The organism is Vibrio sp. 378 (assembly GCF_033339435.1).
Window position 1 is genome coordinate 511 of sequence record NZ_JAWOUO010000056.1, and the last position, 1172, is coordinate 1682.

1 protein-coding gene is annotated in these 1172 nt (G+C 44.8%); it reads right to left on the reverse strand.

Translation table 11 applies throughout. The features are described 5' to 3' along the window. A partial coding sequence (locus R7Q48_RS24000) for an RNA degradosome polyphosphate kinase (protein ID WP_318132576.1) occupies positions 1-1169 on the reverse strand: 1169 nt, incomplete at its 3' end. Positions 1170-1172: the final 3 nt, after the last annotated feature.

Here is a 1172-nt window from a genome sequence, read left to right on the forward strand (position 1 = left end):
TTATGCACTGCATCAATCAAAGAGTTCATCAAGCGAGAGTCTTTGGCTACGCGGTAGATATTAATTTTGATGCTGAGCACTTTCGGGTCAAAGGATGCCTGGCGAACCAATTCACCAATATGGTCAAAGGTGTGATAAGGGTAGTAGAGCAGAATGTCTTTGGCTTTGATGGCTTCGAAACTGTTGGCGTAACCTTCAAAGTCTGCACACTTCATTGGTGGCATTGGTTTGTTTTCGAGGTATTCTCGCCCGACGTTTGGAAAAGCGATGAAATCTTTGAAGTTGTGGTAGCGCCCACCTGGAATTAGGTTGTCGTAATTGGAAATTCTTAGTTTGCTGCACAAGAAGTCGAGCATCTCTTGCGGCATTTCACGCTCATACACAAAGCGTACTGGCATGGCGGTTAAACGTTGGTTTACACCTGCTGACATTTGCTCTAGCAAGCTGTATTCGATTTCATTACGCAAGTCGTACTCTGCATCACGCGTCATTTTCATCGCGTAGCCTGCGAGCTCATCATAATCGAAAAAGCCTTTAAAAAGCTCGTCTAAACAGTATCGGATGATGTTATCAAGCAGGATGATGGTCTTACGGCGTTTGCCTTTTTGCTCTGGCACCATCACGAAGCGTGGCAGGTGGTCGGTTGGAATTTCGATGAGAGCGTATTGAGAGTGGTCTTCTTTGCGTAGTTCGACGGCGATGTAAGCGTATTCGTCTTTGAGGAATTGCAGCACGTCGATTTCATCTTTCATCAACAAAGGCGTGATATGTGGCATGACTTCTTTGCGGAAGTATTTGGTGATCCACTTTTCCTGCGCTTCATCGAGTTGATGCTCATTGACCAAGAAAATGCGACGCCTTGCCATTTCTCTAATTAATTCACTGTAAAGTTCGTCGAATTGTTCGTTAAGCTTAAGGGCTTTGGCTTGCATCTTACTCAACAGACGCTTGGAGTTGTCACTCCCTCCTCGCTCTTGGTTGATCAAAATACGACGTTTCACATCAGCGAAGCGCACTTTGTAGAATTCGTCGAGGTTGTTGGAAAAGATCCCAAGAAAACGAATACGCTCGATCAACGGAACGGTTTTGTCGGCCGCTTCTTGTAATACTCGTTCGTTGAAAGACAACCAACTCAGCTCTTTTTCTATATATAGTTTTTCTGCGCTCATAAC